An 18,327-nucleotide genomic window follows, 5' to 3' on the forward strand; every position below is an offset into this window, starting at 1 on the left:
TTCCATTGTTCAATCGGATATCCAATCGAATCAACCAAATTGTTATCTATTCCAGCAACATAATAAAAAAGGCGAGATAGTAATCTCTCTATAAGAGAGAGAACCTTGCCGCACCGTTTGTCCCCAAGGTGCAACAAGGTTCTCTGTATCTTCCGGGACAAGAGCGTCCCTGATATCTTACCAATTACAGAATGAGCATGGCGTCGCCATAGGCACCGAAACGATACCCCTCCTTGAGGGCAGCATCGTAGGCCTCGAGGACAATTTCATATCCGCCGAATGCCGCTACCATCATCAGCATGGTCGAAAGCGGCATGTGGAAGTTGGTCACCAGACTGGTGGCTACCGTAAAGTCGTAGGGCGGGAAAATGAACTTGTTGGTCCAGCCGTCGTAGGTCTTCATGTGGCCGCCGGTGCTGACCGCACTCTCGATACCCCGCATCACCGAGGTACCCACGGCGCACACCTTGTGGCCGCCATCCTTGGCGTGGTTGACGAGCTCGACGAGCTCGGGGGTCACAATCAGCTGCTCCGAGTCCATTTTGTGCTTGGTAAGGTCTTCGACATCGATTTCACGGAAGTTACCCAGGCCCGAATGGAGGGTGAGGAAGCCGTAGTCGATGCCCTTAATCTCCATGCGCTTCAACAGCTCACGGCTGAAGTGGAGCCCGGCAGCGGGAGTGACCACAGCCCCTTCGTGGCGAGCAAAGATATTTTGATAACGCTCGGCATCGAGCTCCTCGACCGGACGGGTGATATAGGCCGGCAAAGGCATCTCGCCCAGTTTGTAGAGGGCCTCTTTGAACTCGTCGTGCGAGCCGTCGTAGAGAAATCGCAACGTACGGCCGCGCGAGGTGGTATTGTCGATTACCTCGGCCACCATCGAGTCGTCGTCGCCGAAATAGAGTTTGTTGCCGATACGTATCTTACGGGCCGGCTCTACCAGAACGTCCCACAGGCGATTCTCTTCGTTGAGCTCGCGCAGAAGGAATACCTCGATTTTGGCACCGGTTTTTTCTTTATTGCCATAGAGGCGTGCAGGAAAGACTTTGGTGTCGTTGAATACAAACACATCTTTCTCTTCGAAATAGTCGATAATCTCTTTGAAGATGCGGTGTTCAATCTTTCCCGTTTTCCGGTCGATTACCATCAACCGGGACTCGTCCCGGTTTTTTGCCGGGTATTGAGCGATTTGCGCTTCGGGCAATTTAAATTTGAATTGGGACAGTTTCATATTTGTTCGTTATTACTTTCTTCGTTTTTATCTTCTTCGGAGGTTGTCAAGGGGGCCTCGTCGATCATTCGGGCCACCTCATCGACCGACAGGCAATCGGCGAGCGTCACATCGCCCACCCGTGTACGCACAAGCCCCACCAGATGAGCTCCACTGCCGAGGGCCGCCCCGATGTCGCGGGCAAGAGCCCGTATGTAAGTACCCTTGCTGCAAACGACCCGTATCCGGATAAGGGGCAATTCGCAGGAGAGCAGCTCGATTTCGTCGATAACCAGCTCCTTGGGTTTAAGCTCTACCTCCTGCCCCTTGCGCGCCATGTCGTAGGCTCTGCGCCCATCGATCTTACAAGCCGAATAGGAGGGAGGCACCTGCATAATGGAACCGACAAAACGCGGTAATGTTCGCTCTACGCTCTCGCGGGTGATGTGCTCGTGCGGGTAGTGTGCATCGATTTCGGTCTCCAGGTCGAACGAGGGGGTAGTCGCACCCAACTGCAAGGTGGCGATATACTCTTTGGTATGATACTGAAACTCCTCGATGCGTTTCGTGGCCCGCCCGGTGCAGACAATCATCACTCCCGTAGCCAGGGGGTCGAGTGTACCGGCATGACCCACTTTCAGTTTCTTCTGCTTGAGCCTGCGCAAGATTCGCAAACGGATTCGCTTGACGACATCGAACGAGGTCCAATGCAGCGGTTTGTCGATATATATGATTTCGCCTTCGTTAAAATCCATTACACATTACATAATCGTTAAGTTATGTCCCGTCAACAACATGACGAGAATCACACCACCCACTATTATACGATACCACCCGAAGGCCTTGAATCCATAGCGGGTAACGAAACCGATGAAAAACTTGATGGCCAGCAAGGCTACCACAAAGGCAACTACGTTGCCCAACAACAAAGTACCCATGTTGTTCATAATCAAATCGGCTCCTTCAGGTTCTGAAAACAGCTTCAGCATCTTGTATGCCATTGCCGCAAACATGGTGGGAACAGCCAGAAAGAACGAGAACTCGGCTGCCGCCTTGCGCGAAAGTTTCTGTGCCATACCGCCCACGATGGTCGCCATCGAACGCGATACACCCGGTATCATGGCGATACATTGGAACAATCCTATGTAAAATGCTCGTTTCTCGGTAAGCTCGGTGTTGTCGCTGCCCTTGTTGAATATCCGGTCGCAGAAGAGCATGAAGATACCGCCAATAACCAGCATGACGGCAACGACTACCACGTTTTCGAGCAGGGTATCAATCCAGTCGCCCAAGAGCAAACCGAATATGGCAGCGGGGATGAATGCCACCAGCAACTTCCAGTAAAAATCGTAGGTGTGCAGGAAACGCCGCAAGGCCGAGGGATTGCCCGGGAGCGGAGTGCGATTGAGCCGGAAAAACCGTTTCCAATAGAGACATACCACCGACAAGATAGCACCGAACTGTATAATGACCGTAAATGCCCTTACAAAGGGAGTACTTTCTACACCCAGAACACTCTGTGTAATAATCATGTGCCCCGTAGAGGAAACGGGTAAAAACTCGGTCAGTCCCTCTACAATGGCGATAATAATCGTTTCTAAAAAATCCACTTTCTTGAAAATTTAAACAGAAATATCAAACTGCCTTATTGTCTCTTTTTAGAGTTGTGCATGATTGCATAGACCATGAAGACAAACCCCACGAAGGCTATGCCGGGGGCCAGCACAATGCGACGAAAACTGAAGATGTCGGGGTTATATGCCTCGGGGGTAGTACCGGGCCCCAGCATCAGCAGGAAACCGATAACAATCACGGCAAACGATATGGCAATGAGCTTAATATTGGCTTTTCCCAGAGCAAACGAGGCCTTTTGCTCCGTGTCGGAAAGCACCGGTGCCGATTTCTTTTCTTGAGATTTCATATGGTTATACTGTTTTTTTATCACACATAATACAAGTCGTCTCTATCCATGCGGATATAACGGTTCACGGCCCAATAGGCCGAGACGGCCGACAGGATAATACCCAGCACCAGCACGGTGAGGAATACCAGCAGCATCATGGGTACCGACACAAGTGTCGTGAAGTTTTCCATCTCGGACATGAGGTAATAGACACACCCCGAGAGGAGCAGCATGGCAATGACCGAGGCCACAATGCCGTTGATGACATTGGAGACAATAAATGGCCTCCGTATGAAGGCCGGGGTAGCACCTACCAGCTTCATCGTGTGAATGAGGAATCGCTTGGAGTAGGCACCCAACCGGATGGTATTGCTAATCAGCGCAAACGATATAATCATCAGCACAATGGCCAACGCCAGCAAGATGAGGCCGATGCGGCTCATGTTGTCGTTGACCGACTGAATGAGGTCTTTCTGATAGAGGATGTCGCTCACGATTACCTGGTCGCGAAGACCTTTCTCGATAACCGAGAGACTGTCGGTGTTGGCATAGTCGGCTTTGAGCTTGACCTCGATCGACGATTGCAAGGGATTGACCCCCAACACATCTTCGGGATTTTCGCCCAACTCGATCATCACCTCCTTCAGGGCATCCTCTTTCGAGATGTACTGAGCAGCCTTCACATAGTCGGCCCGCTCGAGCATGCGTTGCAACTGGTGCACCTGTTGTTCGCCGGCCGACTCGTTGAGGACAATCGAGAAGCCTATATTCTCCTTGACATGACGGGAGAGATTGTTGGCCAAAAAGCCCATCAAGACCATAATCCCCAAGATGAAAAGGACCAGCGACACGCTTAATGTCGAAGTCATTCGAGCATTCAGAAAAGAAATCCGTTTGCTGAAAGAAGCCTTGTTGTTCATATCTCTCTTTTTTACCAAATCAAGCCTTTTGTTCTGTGAGGATTTTACGCCTCTGTTAGACACCTATTTCGACGTTCCTACCCCTTTCTTTTAACGAACCAGAAAACAAAAGGATATTATTAGCCCAAATTTTATGCAAAATAAAGTCTATCTGGGCGAAATCGCTCTTTTTGTTCACATATTTTAATATTTTCTATCGCAACTTATATTTTTCGAAATGGGCTGCCGTCTTGAACCGGAAGAGCAGGTACCCTATCGTGCAGAGCACACAAGCGGTAGCATAGACCGTAGCATAATTGGTGAGGTCGGCAATCTGCCCGCCGATAAGGACCCCCAGCCCTACCCCCAAGTCCCAGGCTGTGAGGTAGGTCGAGTTGGCTGTACCCCGCTGATTATTGGGAGCCAGATTGATAAACATCGTCTGATAAGCCGGACAGATGCAGCCGTAACCCAAACCCAGCACCACCGCCGCACCGTAGTAGCCCCACTCGTTACGCACCCCTACGAAGATGAGGTAACCGAGCAGCGACAGCAACATGCCCACGAAGATGTTGCGGGTAACGAAACCGCGATTGAGCCATTGCCCCGAGGCGAGCCTCGACAGGATAAGGCCGATAGCCAGCAGAATGAAGAAGAACCCGGCCCCCGACTCGATGCCCAGCTCCTCCTTGCCATAGACAGCCAGATAGGTCGACAGCACCCCGTAGCTGAACGAATAGAAGATGAGCGTAACCGCTTCGGGCATACCCCTCAGCAGCAGAAACCGGTCGAGCGAGATGGGCGGCTTCTCGGGTACCGGGTCGCGCCGGTAGGGCATCTTGATGGTCGAAACGGCAATCAGTCCGATAGTAGCCGATACCATCGAGAGCAAAAAGATATAGTCGAAGTTGGCATAAGCATCGTGTATATAAAGTGAAAGTGTGGGCCCGACAGCCATGGCCAGATTGTTGCTCACCCCGTAGTAGCCTATGCCTTCGCCCCGTCGCGACGAGGGCATCACGTCGATAGCCACCGTACTGTTCGAGACGGTGAGCAGACCGAATGCTACCCCGTGCCCGGCCCGAATGATGGCAAACAGGAGCAGCGTGCCGGCCAGCAGATAGCCGCCGAAGAAGAGCAAAAAGACAAAATAGCAGATGAGCAGCAGCGGCTTGCGGGGAAAGGTGTCGACCATATACCCGGCAAAGGGGCGTATCATCAGGGCAGTGATGGTATAAGACGAGAGTATGAAACCGGCCGAGGAACGGCTGGCGGCAAAGGCCTCGCTCAAATACATGGGCAATACCGGCAACAGCAGGTAGAAGGCAAAAAAGAGCAGGAAGTTCCCGGCCACCACCACACAGAAGCTGGGTGTCCACAGCTTATCTTTAACCACTTTTTCCATAAGACACTCGGGAGTTTAGTCCAACGCTTCGCCCAGCAGGGTAGCCGACGAGGCGTCGGTCACCCGTACCCGTACCAACTGGCCGATACGGTGGTTGCCCTTGTCGAAGACCACCACCTTGTTTTGCGAGGTGCGGCCGAAGAGCTGTTCGCGCGAACGCTTCGAGAAACCCTCGACCAGCACTTCGAACTCGTGGCCGATGTCGCGGCGGTTGCTCTCGAGCGAGAGCTCGTTCTGCAAGTCGATCATGCGTTGCAGGCGGGCAATCTTCACCTCCTCGGGTACATCGTCGGGCAGATGCTTCGAGGCATACGTACCGGGACGCTCGGAGTATTTGAAGAGGAACGACGAGTCGAATCCTACCTCGCGCATGAGCGAGAGGGTCTCTTCGAAATCCTCTTCGGTTTCGGAGTGGAAGCCGCTGAACATGTCGGTCGTGATGCCGCAATCGGGCAAGATGCGACGGATGGCGGCAATGCGGTCGAGATACCATTCGCGGGTATACTTGCGGTTCATCAGTTTCAGAATGCGGTTACTGCCCGACTGTACCGGCAGGTGTATGTGGTGGCACAGGTTGGGCCAGGCGGCGATGACGTGGAGGGTCTCGTCGCTCATGTCCTTGGGGTGCGACGTGGTGAAGCGTACCCGCATCTCGCCGGCAGCCTGGGCCACCAGAGCCAGCAGGGCGGGAAAATCGACCACCGTGCCGTCGGCCCGCTCGTAGCGATACGAGTTGACATTCTGCCCCAGCAGCGTCACCTCCTTGAAGCCCTTGGCCTTGAGGTCGGCCAGTTCGCCCAGAATGCTCTCGGGCTCACGGCTGCGCTCCCGCCCGCGGGTATAGGGTACAATACAATAGGAGCAGAAATTATTGCACCCCCGCATGATGGAGATAAAACCCGAAATGCGGTTCAACCCGATGCGCGAGGGAATCACCTCGCGATAGGTCTCGGTAGTCGAGAGCTCTACGTTCACCGCCTTCTCGCCATGCTCGGCAGCCCCTACCAGATTGGGCAAGTCGAGGTACGAATCGGGACCAGCCACCAAATCGACACCGTTCTCGGCAATGAGTTGCTCGCGCACCCGCTCGGCCATGCAGCCCAACACCCCTACCACCAAATGCTTGTGATGCTTGCGCAACGACTGGAAGTAGGCCAGACGCGAGAGCACCTTCTGCTCGGCATTGTCGCGAATGGAGCAGGTATTGACGAAAATGGCATCGGCATCCTCGATATTATCGCACAAGGTGTAACCAGCCATCTGCATGATCGAAGCCACCACCTCGCTGTCGGCCACATTCATCTGGCAACCATAAGTTTCGATAAAGAGTTTCTTCTCTGCAACCGGCTGCCCAACGGGGGTTTCAGTCGCTTCCATATTTTTCATTCTATCCGTTTTATTCTTCATTTAATTTTAATTTATCAACAAAATCGACAAAAAAATAATATTTTCTTTTCTAAAATTTGTTTTTTAAAAAATAATTATTTTCTTTGCAATCACATTACATGAAATTTTTTCATAGTTAAGGTTTAGGTTAAATCGGCTAAGAGTTGTTGAGAAACAGCTCTTAGTTATTTTATAGAGCTCCAAAATTTGGAAGATTCTCAATAAAACTCTATATTTGAGGACAAAAATAGTAAAAAGAGATGGATTTTTCAGAGATAATCGTCGCTATAATCATCGGGGTGGTCATTCTTGCCATCAATTCCGTTGGTTCCAAAAAGCAACAAAGCTCTAAAAATCAACCGGGAAGACAACCTGGTCGAACCATCTTTCCCGAAGCCTCCACTCAGACCCCTCAGCGAGAAGAGCAGGAAGAGAGTCGAGATGCTTCCACACCACTTACCCTGGACGAAATTTTCGCAGAGCTGCGCCGAGCTCACGAAGAGGAGGAGCGAAAGGCTCACGAGGCCGATGAATATATCCCCCGAGCTCCCCGAAGAGCGCAGCCGCAACCGTCTCGCCGCCCTCAGGTGCAGCCCCTGGAGCGAAGAGAACCTCAAACCGAATGGCGACCACAGCCTCGACCTGCAGAACAGCCGGCTGCGACCGTCCCAAAACCCGAACCGGCAGCAACAATACTGACACCCGAGGAGGAGGGAAAATCGGCGCTCGCCCGTCCGCAAACATCTGCCCGACCCGTGACACAAACCGTACCGGTACAGGAATCCGAAGCAGAGACTGAATCAATAGATATAAGCGATATAGATTGGCGAAAAGCGGTCATCGCTGCAGAAATACTGAATAGAAAATACTGAAACCGAGAAACACCTTAACCTTGAAATATCTCAAAAACAACAAAATTTATCATAGATATGGCATTTAATTTTATTACCGCCGAAGAAGCGGCTCAATTCGTTCACCACAACGATAATGTAGGATTTAGTGGCTTTACTGCAGCAGGTACCCCCAAAGTAGTCCCTGTCGCCATCGCCCAACGGGCCGAGGCCGAACATGCAGCCGGGCGCCCCTTCCAGATTGGCGTCTACACCGGTGCCTCGACCAGCGACTACGTAGACGGCGCCCTCACCCGTGCAAAAGCCATCAGAAGCCGTACACCCTACCAGTCGCACAAAGATACCCGTGCAGCCGTCAACTCCAACGAGATTGCCTACTTCGACATGCACCTCTCGCACCTGGCGCAAAACCTGCGTTACGGATTTCTGGGCAAGGTAAACGTGGCCATCGTCGAAGCTACCGAGGTAACCCCCAACGGAGAAATCCTGCTGGGCAACGGTGTGGGTGCTACTCCCACCTTCTGCGCGCTGGCCGATAAAATCATCATCGAACTGAACCACCACGACCCCAAAGAGCTGCGGGGCATGCACGACATTTACCAACCGCTCGACCCGCCCTACCGTCGCGAGATTCCCATCTACAAACCCAGCGACCGTATCGGTGCTCCTATCATTAAAGTAGACCCGAAGAAAATCGTGGGCATCGTCGAAAGCGACAAGCTCGACGGCGTGAAACCCTTCACCCCGGCCGACGAGACCACCATGAAGATCGGAAACAACGTGTGCGACTTCCTCGTAAGCCAGTTGAAAGCCGGCCTCATCCCGCCCCAATTCCTGCCGCTGCAATCGGGTGTAGGCAACATCGCCAACGCCGTGCTGGGCAGTCTGGGCTCCAACCCCGACATCCCCGCCTTCGAAATGTACACCGAGGTGATACAAGATGCCGTTATCGACCTGATGAAAGAGGGTAAATGCAAATTTGCCAGCTGCTGCTCCATGACGATAAGCGACGGCAAACAAGACGAGGTGTTCAGCAACATCGACTTCTTCCACGACAAAATCATCATGCGACCGGGCGAAATATCGAATCACCCCGAAATCGTACGCCGACTGGGCCTCATCACCATGAACACCGCCCTCGAGGCCGACATCTTCGGCAACGTGAACTCGACCCACGTAACCGGTACCAAGATGATGAACGGCATCGGCGGCTCGGCCGACTTCACCCGCAATGCCTACCTCTCGATATTCACCTGCCCCTCGATTGCCAAAGGTGGCAAAATCAGCGCCATCGTACCCATGGTTTCGCACCTCGACCACAGCGAACACTCGGTACAGGTGCTCATCACCGAGCAGGGTGTAGCCGACCTCCGCGGCAAATCGCCCATCCAACGCGCTCACACCATCATCGAGAACTGCGTTCACCCCATGTACAAAGAGCTGTTGTGGGACTACCTGAAACTGGGCAAAGGCCACACGCCTCACAACCTGAAGGCCGCCTTCGGATTCCACAACGAGTTCCTGAAATCGGGCGATATGGCTCTTACCAACTGGGCCGAATATGTATAATTAAACCGTCGAATGCGATTAATAACCGATACCCTCGAGGCCACCCGCGCCTCGGGGGTATTGTGTTTATAACGCGAGAGCTGGAAACGATCTTTTTCGTCGCACCGATTCCGATTACTCGTCGGGCAACCGGATAGGCCGCCGACGGAACACCGTGTCGGAATTCCGGGCGAGCGGCGTCGTCAATCGGTATTCCTGAGCGGCATCGTCATACTCGAGTATCACCAAGTCGCCATTCCGGGGCGAAGCCATCTCTTCAAACTCCTCGACCGTGAGGTGAAACCACCGCATCACAAAGAGGCGTATGGCCAGCGAGTGGGTGATGAGTACACAGTTGGGCGGGAAGTCGGGGCTGCGGAAATCGCGATGCAGCGACCCCAGCAGGTCGTTGATGCGGTCGTAGACATCGGTGCCGGCCTCGCCGCCCGGAAACCGGTAGTAAAACGTGCCGTAGCGGCGACGCTCCTCTTTCAACCGCTTCAGCTCGGCATAGGTGCGCAGGTAGCCCCACTCCTGCTCTCTGAGGCGGGGCTCCTCGTTGTAGTCGAACTGACGACGGGGAAAGGCCCGGGCCACCTGCTCAAAGGTAGAACGGGTGCGCCAGAAGGGCGACACATAGAAATAGAGCGGTTCGTCACCAACCAACGCCTTCAGGGCTTCACCTGCCTCACGAGCCTGCTCGAGACCTCGGGGAGTCAGCTCTATCGTGTAGTCGGGTTCGGTGGCAAACTGGCTTTCGTCGGTATTGGCATAGCATTCGCCATGACGTATCAGGATAATTCGGTGTGGTTTCATAGGTATATTTACATGAGGTATGTGTGTATGATCTTTGCAAACGAAGGGTCCCCGGTTCTTACAGTCCCCCGGGGCATTGTGCAACAGTCCCCGAAACAAGTATTGCCTCTTGTTGTCTCTTCTTATTTAAAGAAAAGGGGCTGCATCACGCCGATACAGCCCCTCTATACAGGTTACGGATTATCGTATGGGATGATATTCTACAAAGGCTTCGATGGCCTCGTACGAAGCCAGACCGAGGCTGGCGTAGAGGTCGGCCGTAGCTTTGTTACGATCCTCGGCACGTTGCCAGAACAGACGCTCGTCATCGCCCAGGAAGGGAGCGCTCTCCATCTGCGACTGGTGTTTGAGAATCGAGTTACGTTTCTGACGCAGCTCTTCGGGGCTCAGGGGCACAGCCATTTCGATGTGGTCGATTTCCCATTCGGCCCAGGCACCACGATACATCCAGATGCGGCAATCTTTCATCCACTCTTCGTCCTTGATTTCGTCGATAGCGGCCAGAACGGCATCGAGGCAAACCTTGTGAGTTCCGTGCGGGTCGGCCAAGTCGCCGGCTACGAAAATCTGGTGCGGTTTAACCGACTCGATCAGGTCTTTTACAATCTGAATATCGGCTTCGGTCAAATCGCCTTTCTTAATGGTACCCGTCTCGTAGAAGGGGAGGTTCAGGAAGTGAACATTCTCGGGCTTGATGCCGATGTATTTGCAGGCGGTACGAGCCTCGCCCCGACGAATCATTGTCTTGATAAAGCGAATATCGGGCGTATCGGACTCACCGTCTTTCTTCTGCTCGATGAATTTGTGGATTTCGCTGCTCTCTTTCAGAAGCTCGGGGGTATCGAACTTGAACTTCTTGGCGATGTTGTCGATAAGCATGATGTAACGCATCATATCTTCGTCGCCTACGGCAATGTTGCCCGAAGTCTCGTAAGCCACGTGTACATCGTGTTTCTGTACGGCAAGACGTTTGAGGGTACCACCCATCGAGATCACATCGTCGTCGGGGTGCGGGCTGAATACGATAACCCGTTTGGGATACGGAGTAGCACGCTCGGGACGGAAAGTGTCGTCGGCATTGGGTTTACCACCGGGCCAACCGGTAATGGTATGTTGCAGCGAGTTGAAGATGCGGATGTTTACGTTGTAGGCCGAACCGTAGAGGGCAACGAGTTCGCTCAAGCCGTTGTCGTTGTAGTCTTTGTCGGTCAGTTTCAAGATGGGTTTACCCGTCACCTTGCAGAGCCAAACAATGGCCCGACGGATGAGTTTCTCGTCCCATTCGCACGACGTTACGAGCCACGGACGGCTGATGCGCGTCAAAGCCTCGGCAGCCGAAAGGTCGAGCACCACTTTGGCACGACGATGGGTCTGCAGGAAGGAAGAGGGAATGAGGTCGGTCACTTCGCCCTCGATGGTGCGTTTCACGATGTTGGCGCGATTTTCACCCCAGGCCACGCAGATGATACGACGGGCCGACATGAGGTTCGAGATACCCAGCGTGATGGCACAGCGGGGAACATTCTCGTTCGAATTGAATTGCGACGAAGCCACGTGACGGGCATCGCTACCGAGCAACATGAGACGGCACGACGAGTTGAGCTGCGAACCCGGTTCGTTGAAGGCGAGATTACCCACGGCACCGATTTCGCACAGAGCCAGGTCTATACCGCCGCAGGCTTCGATCTCTTCCTCGTATTTCTTGCAGTATGCGAAGAGATCTTCTTTCGAAACCATCTTGCTGGGCGTGTGGATATTCTCGGGGTCGATATTCACCTTGTCGAGCAAAAGCTCTTTCAAGAGGCTCATGGTACCGGGAGCACCTTCGGCCAAGGGATAGTATTCACCGATGTTGAACACGATTACATTCGAGAAGCTGATTTCTCCGGCCTGATACATGCGCACCAGTTCGGCATAGACCGAGTGAGTGGCTGCACCCGAACCCAAAGCGAGAACGCAATGGCGATGTTCGGCCTTGCATTTCTGAATCAACTCGGCAATGTCGTGAGCCACATATACCGAACCTTCGTCGGAACCTTCGAAGATTTTGGTATAGACCTTTTCTTCCCGCGTCAGAGCCGCGAGTTCCAACTCACCGTCAGGATCGTAATACCGTTTGGGTATACGGTCCAGTTTAATTTGAGAACTAAGATTTGTTTTCATCGCGATAGTATTTTTGAGTTACAAACTTAATGATTCCTTTACATTTTTTCCACACAAAAAAGGTGAAAAATGATGGAAGTATATTCGATTTTTAGAAAAATACACAAAATTTTCACCCGCCGGTCGATACTTGCCAAAAAATGATTACTTTTGGGGAAAGCTAAAATCCATAAAAATCTATAAAATCATGAGACTGATTATCGAACCAACCTATGATGCAGTTTCGCGTTGGGCCGCTAACTATGTGGCATCGTGCATCAATAAATTCAACCCTACCGAAGAGAAGCCTTTCGTACTGGGCCTCCCCACCGGCTCGTCGCCGCTGGGCATGTACAAACACCTCATCGAGTTGAACAAGAAAGGTATCGTGTCGTTCCGCAACGTCGTTACCTTCAACATGGACGAATATTGCAACCTGCCCGAAGATCACGAGCAGAGCTACCACACTTTCATGTGGAGCAACTTCTTCTCGCACATCGACATCCGTCCCGAGAACGTCAATATCCTCAACGGCAACGCTGCCAACCCCGAAGAGGAGTGTGCCCGCTACGAGGCTAAAATCGCCTCCTACGGCGGTATCGAACTCTTCCTGGGCGGCGTAGGCCCCGACGGCCACATCGCCTTCAACGAACCGGGTTCGTCGCTTACCTCGCGCACACGTGTGAAAACCCTGACGCAAGACACCATCATCGCCAACTCGCGCTTCTTCGGCGGCGATACCAACCTCGTGCCCAAAACGGCGCTCACCGTGGGTGTAGGTACCGTCATGGCTGCCCGCAACGTACTCATCATTGTCAACGGCCACAACAAGGCTCGTGCCTTGCAACAGGGCGTAGAGGGCGGCGTTTCGCAAATGTGGACCATCACGGCTCTGCAAATGCACCCCAAGAGCATCATCGTATGCGACGATGCCGCTACGGCCGAGCTGAAAGTGGGTACCTACAAATACTTCCTCGACATCGAGCACAACAACCTCGACCCCGACAGCTTGCTGAAGTAATCTCACTCGAAAGCCAAAATCTTTCGAACCGCATAGCGAGGGTTCCACACATCGGTGTGGGGCCCTCGTTTCTTTTTACCCTCACTCAAGGGATGTATTTCAAAAGGGAACAGGATAGAGCCGGCTATCGGTGCGAAGGGGGTACGATGGTATCGTTTTGTGCCGATTCGTCACGATTTACGGTTTTTCTTCCACACGGCAAAGTTGCGCATGAGCCCCGCATACTTGGCCCGGCGCACGGCCGAATGGCGGAATATGCGGTTGAAATCGTCGGGAGTCAACGCCTCGAAACGGGCGGCGTCGAGAGCGAGCAGTTCGTCCGAGGGGGCGAACTCGGGGTGCGTCGAAGGAGTAGCCGCCCGATTCCAGGGACAGCACTGCTGGCAGGTGTCGCAGCCATAGACCCGGTTGCCCATCCGGTCAGCCACCGCGGGCGGTATCTCGCCGCGGTTTTCGATGGTCTGGCACGAAATGCAGCGGCGGGCATCGACCTGCCCCGGCTCATCGAGCGCCCCCACAGGGCAATGCTCCCGGCAGAGCAAGCAGTCGCCGCAGCGGTTGGACAAGGGTTTGTCGGGGGGCAAGGCGAGTGTCGTAAGCAACTCGCCCAGAAAGAAGTAAGAGCCCTTACCGGGGATAATCAACTGGGCATTCCTGCCGATAAATCCCAGACCGGCCTGCACGGCCCAATAGCGTTCGCGCACAGGGGCGGTATCGCAACACACCCGCCCGGCATCGCCCGAGAGAGGGGCCACGAAAGCGGCGAGCTGCCGCAGCTTGTCGCGCATCACCTCGTGGTAATCGCGGCCATAGGCATAGTAGGCAAACTGAGGATGCTCCTGCGGCTGGAAACGGGCCGGATAGTAGTTGAGCGCCACGCATACGATGGTGCGGGCTCCCGGGTAGAGAAGGGCCGGATGATCGCGCAAGTCGAGGTAGTTGCCCAGATAGTCCATCTGGGCCTGCCTGCCCTCGTCCAGCCAGCGGCGATAAGCCTCGCGGGCCCGGGGCTCTACCTCGTCGACCCGAGCGAAGCCACACGCATCGAAACCCAACCGAAGGGCTTCGCTACGAATCTGCTCTCGCCACTCAAAGGGTGCGGAAGATGAATCCATTTTCGCGCAGCCAGTTTATGGTTCGGGGCAAGGCATAGTGCAGGTTGCGCTCGGCCTTGATCGAGTCGTGAAACACAATGATGGAGCCGTTGCGGGCATAGCGCTTCACGTTGCCGAATACCTGTTCGCCTGTGAGCTTGTTGCTATAATCGCGAGTCACCACATCCCACATGATGATGCTGAAATCCTTTTTCAACAGGTTGGCCTGCCCGGGGAGCATGTGTCCGTGGGGCGGACGGAAGAGTTGGCTCTGAATCAGGTCGTGGGCATTGAGCACGTTGCGCACATATTTCTCGGGCGGGGTCGACATGCCCTGTATGTGATTCATCGTGTGGTTGCCCACCTGGTGCCCCCTGTGCCTCAACTCCTGGAAGAGGTTGGGATTGCGAGCCACATTTTCGCCCACACAAAAGAAAGTCGCCTTTACCGAATAGTAGTCGAGAACATCGAGCACCCACGGCGTAACCTGGGGAATAGGACCGTCGTCGAATGTCAGGTAGACGGTCTTCCGATCGCCCGGGATGCGCCAGATGGCCTCGGGGAACAGCATCCGATAAAAAAACGGGGGTTGCTCTATAAACATAAATGATATATCTAACGAAAAAAATCGGGAGAGAATCGGCGAAACAAGCTCCCCGACACTCTCCCGTAAAGGATTATATTCGATTACTCCCGAACGGCAAAACGCGATGCAATCTTGTTTTGCAAATCGGTAAGTCCGTAGGCTGTACTCAGCTCGTTGATAGCATGAACGATGTAGACATGCTTCTCGTAATCGTTGCGGATGGAGCGGAGCTGACCCGGAGTGAGGTCTTTGTACCAGTTGAGGTAGCCGGCCGAGTTTTCAAGAATCTCGTTGAGCAGAGCCTCGCCCTTGGCCGTTTCGCCCAGTTCGAGGTAGGACTGACCGAACGACAGCGACGTAAGGTCGTGAGTTACCTGCCAGCCCGGAATCTTCTCCATGATAAGGTTCAGAGCCGTCAGGGCCTTTTCGTTCTTGCCCTCCTTGATAAGCTGCTCTACCAGGTCGGCAAACATCATACGGATGGTATTGCACATGCGGCGCACGTTCTCGTCGAGATAGAGCGGATGCTCTTTCGTCACCTGGTCGATACCGCCCCAGCGGAAGCGGTTGACCATATTGTCGTACATCTTGTCGGTATTGATGTTGTTGTTGACCCCTTTCAAAGGTACCACCTGATAGGCCAGACCGGTACGCGAGAAGTAGTCCTCGAGACCCAGGTAGTAGCTGTTACCCACCGTCACGGCAAAATAGACGGGGCGTTTCCAGCCCTGCTCGGCATTGGTGTTGATGATGTCGAGCGAGGCGATTTCGCTCATGGTGAATCCCCGCTTGTTGGAGAAGTCGGGCACAATGCGCGAAACGATGCTGTCCTTCAATGCGGGAGCTACCGTACCCGAAGCCACCACGGCATTAGCATCGACCGGTATATAGAGCTGGTTGGTGGGCAGGTGGTTGAGGGCACCGTATCCCGGCACATCCTTGGTCCACGACTCATCGCTATAGAGATAGTCGAGTGCGTTGCGTACCGTAATCGAGTCGGCCAGACGGTTGATTACGTAGTTGTAGGAACGCACGTCATAGGCATACTTCGACTCGTCGGCCGAGATGGGCAGTGCTGCCGATTCGTAGGCCGGACGCTTCATCTGGTCGATGTACCAGTCGGTCTGCAGATACGAGAGGTTGCACACCCGCACATCGGTGCGATAGCCCTCGACCTCCTGTACATACCACAAGGGGAAGGTATCGTTATCGCCGTTGGTGAAGAGAATGGCGTTCTCGTCGACACTCGAGAGGTAGTTCATACCGAAGTCGCGGCAGACATAGCGGCCCGAACGGTCGTGGTCGTCCCACGTCTGGCTCACCATCTGCAAGGGCACACACAAGCACAGGAGCGAAGCCACCACGGCAGTCGCCGTCGACTTGGGCTGCTCGTCGGTCGTCTTGGCCAGGTAGTTGAGGCCACGCCAGATGGCGGCGACACCCAACCCGATCCAGATGGCAAACGCGTAGAACGAACCGGCATAGGCGTAGTCGCGCTCACGCGGCTGGTAAGGCGTCTGGTTGAGGTAGATGACAATGGCGATACCCGTCATGAAGAAGAGGAAGAAGGTGACCCAGAAGCTCTCGATACCCTTCTTGCCCGAGAAGGCCTGGAAGAAGAGACCGATGAGACCGAGCAACAACGGCATCATGTAGAAAACGTTGCGGCCGGCATTGTTCTTCAGGTCGTCGGGCAGGTTGGTCTGGTCGCCGGCAATGTGCTTGTCGATGAAGTTGAAGCCGCTTATCCAGTTACCGTTCTGCACTTCGCCGTGGCCCTGAATATCGTTCTGACGGCCGGCGAAGTTCCACATGAAATAACGCCAGTACATGTAGTTGAGCTGGTAGTCGAGGAAGAAGGCGAGGTTTTCGCCGAAGGTGGGCTTCATCACCGTCTTGGTACCGTCGGGAGTCTTCACCTGTACGGGGCGGCCCTTGAAGTTGGTCCACTCCTTATAAGCCGATATATGTTCGGCCTTGTCGCTGTACATGCGGGGGAAGAGCATGCACAACTCGGGTTCGTATTTGTAGTGTTCGTCGTGCCCGGTGATGATGTAGCGGTCGGGATCGTCGGGCGACGATTTCAGTTTCTTCTTCCAGATGGGTTTCCCCTGGGTCGACACGGCCGTACCGTTGGCATCGCGCAACACCTCGGCGGGGAAGGTCTGCCCGTAGAAGAGCGGACGGTCGCCATACTGCTCGCGGTTGAGGTAACCCGAGAGGCTGAAGATGTCTTCGGGCGAGTTCTGATCCATGGGCGTGTTGGCCGTCGAACGTATCATAATCAAGGCATACGACGAGTAGCCGATGAAGATGACGAACAACGAGAGCAGAATCGTGTTCATGGTCACTACCGACGGACGCTTGCGCATGAAGAAGAGGTAGTAGGCCAGGGCCAGCGAGAGGATGATGCCAATCACATAACCGTCGCCGATGAAGGGGATACCTACCAGCACGATACTGATGAAGAACGAAATCTTCATCAACTTCTCGCTGCGCTGGGCGTAAGTCTCGTAGATGGCCCAAGCGATAACCCCTACAATCAGGAAGAAGTAGAATACCACACCGCTGTTGAAAGGCAGGTGGAAGACATTGACAAAGAGCAGTTCGACCCAGCTGGCCACCTCGACGAAACCGGGAACCAGTCCGTAGAGCAGCAGCACGATGAGCACAAACGAGAGCAACAGGGCAATGATGGAGCCCTTCAGGTTGGTATTCTTGAACTTGCGGTAGTAATAAACCAGCACGATGGCAGGGATACACAGCAAGTTGAGCAGGTGCACCGCAATCGACACGCCGATGATGTAGGCGATGAGTATGATGTAGCGGTTGGAGTGCGGCTCGTCGGCTACGCTCTCCCATTTGAGAATCAGCCAGAATACGAGTGCCGTACAGAAAGAGGAGTAGGCATAAACCTCGCCCTCTACGGCCGAGAACCAGAAGGTATCGGACCAGGCATAGGCCAGAGCACCTACCACACCGCAACCCAGAATGGCAATCATCTGACCCATCGACATGGTCTCGACGGTCTCGCCCTCACGCAGCACAACCTTCTGTGCCAGACGGGTGATGGTCCAGAACAGCAGCAAGATGGTGGCGGCACTCAACAATCCCGACATGAGGTTGACCATGTAGGCTACCCCCGAGGGCGAAGAGGCAAAGTTGGCAAAGAAGCGGGCCGTCAACATGAAGATGGGGTTTCCCGGCGGGTGACCCACTTCCAGTTTATATCCCGAAGCTATAAATTCACCGCAGTCCCAAAAACTGGCGGTCGACTCCAAAGTCAGGATATAGGTAATCGCCGCAACGACGAAGACCACCCATCCCAACACATTGTTCAGTAATTTGTACCGTTTCATTATACTACTTTTGTCTTTATTTTCAGGCAGTTCTACAGACAAACGCCACACACGAAAACAACCCCGGGAAAGGCCGAAACCATTTTACCGAGGGAGCAGAGGAG

General features: G+C 53.9%; 15 protein-coding genes. 3 read left to right on the forward strand and 12 right to left on the reverse strand.

Going from position 1 to position 18,327, the window contains the following annotated elements; genetic code table 11:
* Window positions 1-184: 184 nt before the first annotated feature.
* The 7 genes from queA to miaB form a co-directional block, all read right to left on the reverse strand.
* Window positions 185-1,234: a tRNA preQ1(34) S-adenosylmethionine ribosyltransferase-isomerase QueA gene (gene queA / locus Q1K76_RS07645; protein WP_087407936.1), complete on the reverse strand. Its 1,050-nt coding sequence runs from the start codon at window positions 1,232-1,234 to the stop codon at window positions 185-187.
* Window positions 1,231-1,968, reverse strand: coding sequence for a tRNA pseudouridine(55) synthase TruB (gene truB / locus Q1K76_RS07650; protein ID WP_300132289.1), 738 nt, complete (start codon window positions 1,966-1,968; stop codon window positions 1,231-1,233). Before truB ends, queA begins: the two co-directional genes overlap by 4 nt.
* Window positions 1,969-1,974: 6 nt before the next feature.
* Window positions 1,975-2,823: an undecaprenyl-diphosphate phosphatase gene (locus Q1K76_RS07655; protein WP_087407934.1), complete on the reverse strand. Its 849-nt coding sequence runs from the start codon at window positions 2,821-2,823 to the stop codon at window positions 1,975-1,977.
* A 35-nt stretch (window positions 2,824-2,858) separates the two neighbouring features.
* On the reverse strand, window positions 2,859-3,134 hold the full coding sequence (locus Q1K76_RS07660) for a DUF3098 domain-containing protein (protein WP_300132292.1): 276 nt from the start codon (window positions 3,132-3,134) through the stop codon (window positions 2,859-2,861).
* Between the two features lie 20 nt (window positions 3,135-3,154).
* Window positions 3,155-3,985 carry a permease-like cell division protein FtsX gene (locus Q1K76_RS07665; protein ID WP_300132294.1) on the reverse strand — a complete coding sequence of 277 codons (831 nt, stop codon included), beginning with the start codon at window positions 3,983-3,985 and terminating at the stop codon, window positions 3,155-3,157.
* A 244-nt stretch (window positions 3,986-4,229) separates the two neighbouring features.
* Window positions 4,230-5,420, reverse strand: coding sequence for an MFS transporter (locus Q1K76_RS07670; protein WP_300132295.1), 1,191 nt, complete (start codon window positions 5,418-5,420; stop codon window positions 4,230-4,232).
* A gap of 15 nt (window positions 5,421-5,435) precedes the next feature.
* Complete coding sequence (gene miaB / locus Q1K76_RS07675) at window positions 5,436-6,797, reverse strand: tRNA (N6-isopentenyl adenosine(37)-C2)-methylthiotransferase MiaB (RefSeq protein ID WP_258326877.1); 1,362 nt, start codon at window positions 6,795-6,797, stop codon at window positions 5,436-5,438.
* Between the two features lie 537 nt (window positions 6,798-7,334).
* Between miaB and Q1K76_RS07680 the strand changes: the two genes are divergently transcribed.
* Both Q1K76_RS07680 and Q1K76_RS07685 read left to right on the forward strand, forming a co-directional pair.
* Window positions 7,335-7,505 (forward strand): hypothetical protein, encoded by a 171-nt coding sequence (locus Q1K76_RS07680; protein WP_300132297.1) that lies wholly within the window; start codon window positions 7,335-7,337, stop codon window positions 7,503-7,505.
* Between the two features lie 230 nt (window positions 7,506-7,735).
* Entirely contained in the window at window positions 7,736-9,226 is a 1,491-nt protein-coding gene (locus tag Q1K76_RS07685; RefSeq protein ID WP_087407928.1) for an acetyl-CoA hydrolase/transferase family protein, read from the forward strand.
* Window positions 9,227-9,340: 114 nt separating this feature from the next.
* Here the strand turns inward: Q1K76_RS07685 and Q1K76_RS07690 are convergent, their stop codons facing one another.
* Entirely contained in the window at window positions 9,341-10,021 is a 681-nt protein-coding gene (locus Q1K76_RS07690; protein ID WP_087407927.1) for a phosphoglycerate mutase family protein, read from the reverse strand.
* A gap of 180 nt (window positions 10,022-10,201) precedes the next feature.
* Window positions 10,202-12,184, reverse strand: coding sequence for a glucosamine-6-phosphate deaminase (locus Q1K76_RS07695; protein WP_087407926.1), 1,983 nt, complete (start codon window positions 12,182-12,184; stop codon window positions 10,202-10,204).
* Between the two features lie 187 nt (window positions 12,185-12,371).
* On the opposite strand from Q1K76_RS07695, the gene nagB reads away from it, so the two are divergent.
* Window positions 12,372-13,184, forward strand: coding sequence for a glucosamine-6-phosphate deaminase (nagB, locus tag Q1K76_RS07700; protein WP_087407925.1), 813 nt, complete (start codon window positions 12,372-12,374; stop codon window positions 13,182-13,184).
* Window positions 13,185-13,354: 170 nt separating this feature from the next.
* On the opposite strand, the gene queG is transcribed toward nagB, so the two are convergent.
* The 3 genes from queG to Q1K76_RS07715 all read right to left on the reverse strand — a co-directional run bounded on the left by queG (window position 13,355) and on the right by Q1K76_RS07715 (window position 18,223).
* Window positions 13,355-14,299, reverse strand: a complete 945-nt coding sequence (gene queG / locus Q1K76_RS07705; RefSeq protein WP_087407924.1) for a tRNA epoxyqueuosine(34) reductase QueG — start codon at window positions 14,297-14,299, stop codon at window positions 13,355-13,357.
* Entirely contained in the window at window positions 14,274-14,882 is a 609-nt protein-coding gene (locus Q1K76_RS07710; RefSeq protein WP_087407923.1) for a polysaccharide deacetylase family protein, read from the reverse strand. The genes queG and Q1K76_RS07710 overlap by 26 nt, the downstream gene beginning before the upstream one ends.
* 83 nt (window positions 14,883-14,965) lie before the next feature.
* Window positions 14,966-18,223, reverse strand: a complete 3,258-nt coding sequence (locus Q1K76_RS07715; RefSeq protein ID WP_300132301.1) for a DUF2723 domain-containing protein — start codon at window positions 18,221-18,223, stop codon at window positions 14,966-14,968.
* Between the last annotated feature and the right edge of the window lie 104 nt (window positions 18,224-18,327).

This window comes from uncultured Barnesiella sp. (assembly GCF_946496565.1).
In the GTDB taxonomy this organism is placed as follows: Bacteria; Bacteroidota; Bacteroidia; order Bacteroidales; family Barnesiellaceae; genus Barnesiella; species Barnesiella merdigallinarum.

Bases quoted from the DNA above. Each gene is read 5' to 3' on its own strand.
- queA (WP_087407936.1), bottom strand. From the start codon at position 1,234: ATGAAACTGTCCCAATTCAAATTTAAATTGCCCGAAGCGCAAATCGCT.
- truB (WP_300132289.1), bottom strand. From the start codon at position 1,968: ATGGATTTTAACGAAGGCGAAATCATATATATCGACAAACCGCTGCAT.
- Q1K76_RS07660 (WP_300132292.1), bottom strand. From the start codon at position 3,134: ATGAAATCTCAAGAAAAGAAATCGGCACCGGTGCTTTCCGACACGGAG.
- Q1K76_RS07665 (WP_300132294.1), bottom strand. From the start codon at position 3,985: ATGACTTCGACATTAAGCGTGTCGCTGGTCCTTTTCATCTTGGGGATT.
- Q1K76_RS07670 (WP_300132295.1), bottom strand. From the start codon at position 5,420: ATGGAAAAAGTGGTTAAAGATAAGCTGTGGACACCCAGCTTCTGTGTG.
- miaB (WP_258326877.1), bottom strand. From the start codon at position 6,797: ATGGAAGCGACTGAAACCCCCGTTGGGCAGCCGGTTGCAGAGAAGAAA.
- Q1K76_RS07680 (WP_300132297.1), top strand. From the start codon at position 7,335: ATGAATATATCCCCCGAGCTCCCCGAAGAGCGCAGCCGCAACCGTCTC.
- Q1K76_RS07685 (WP_087407928.1), top strand. From the start codon at position 7,736: ATGGCATTTAATTTTATTACCGCCGAAGAAGCGGCTCAATTCGTTCAC.
- Q1K76_RS07690 (WP_087407927.1), bottom strand. From the start codon at position 10,021: ATGAAACCACACCGAATTATCCTGATACGTCATGGCGAATGCTATGCC.
- Q1K76_RS07695 (WP_087407926.1), bottom strand. From the start codon at position 12,184: ATGAAAACAAATCTTAGTTCTCAAATTAAACTGGACCGTATACCCAAA.
- nagB (WP_087407925.1), top strand. From the start codon at position 12,372: ATGAGACTGATTATCGAACCAACCTATGATGCAGTTTCGCGTTGGGCC.
- queG (WP_087407924.1), bottom strand. From the start codon at position 14,299: ATGGATTCATCTTCCGCACCCTTTGAGTGGCGAGAGCAGATTCGTAGC.
- Q1K76_RS07710 (WP_087407923.1), bottom strand. From the start codon at position 14,882: ATGTTTATAGAGCAACCCCCGTTTTTTTATCGGATGCTGTTCCCCGAG.
- Q1K76_RS07715 (WP_300132301.1), bottom strand. From the start codon at position 18,223: ATGAAACGGTACAAATTACTGAACAATGTGTTGGGATGGGTGGTCTTC.